General features: G+C 65.1%; 1 protein-coding gene. It reads right to left on the reverse strand.

From position 1 onward, the window contains the following. Positions 1-341, reverse strand: a 341-nt coding sequence (locus PZH32_RS11920) for an aminotransferase class I/II-fold pyridoxal phosphate-dependent enzyme (RefSeq protein ID WP_275208472.1), incomplete at both ends; no start/stop codon positions are given.

Raw genomic sequence — 341 nt, forward strand, 5'->3', positions numbered from 1 at the left:
CGGGCGGCCAGCTCGTCCACGGCCCACTGGCGACCCTCCACGGCGGTGGCCACCAGCTCGTCGATGATCTCGGGATGATCCAGGATGCGCTCGGCGAACAGGAGGGCCAGGGCGGTGGCGTCGAAGGTGAGGCGCGCGTTGTTCACGTAGTGGATGATCTCGGGATTCGAGATGATGACACCCAGGCGCAGCGCGGCCAGGGAGAACAGCTTCGAGAACGTGCGCAGCACGATGACATTGTCGTAGGTTGGCGTCAGGTCGATGAAGGTGTTCGGGTAGAAGTAGTGGTAGGCCTCGTCGATGATGACCACGGCGTCCACGGCGCGGGCGGCCTCAACGGC

Origin of the sequence: Adlercreutzia equolifaciens, from assembly GCF_029076695.1 — a bacterium.
Taxonomy (GTDB): Bacteria; Actinomycetota; Coriobacteriia; order Coriobacteriales; family Eggerthellaceae; genus Adlercreutzia; species Adlercreutzia equolifaciens_A.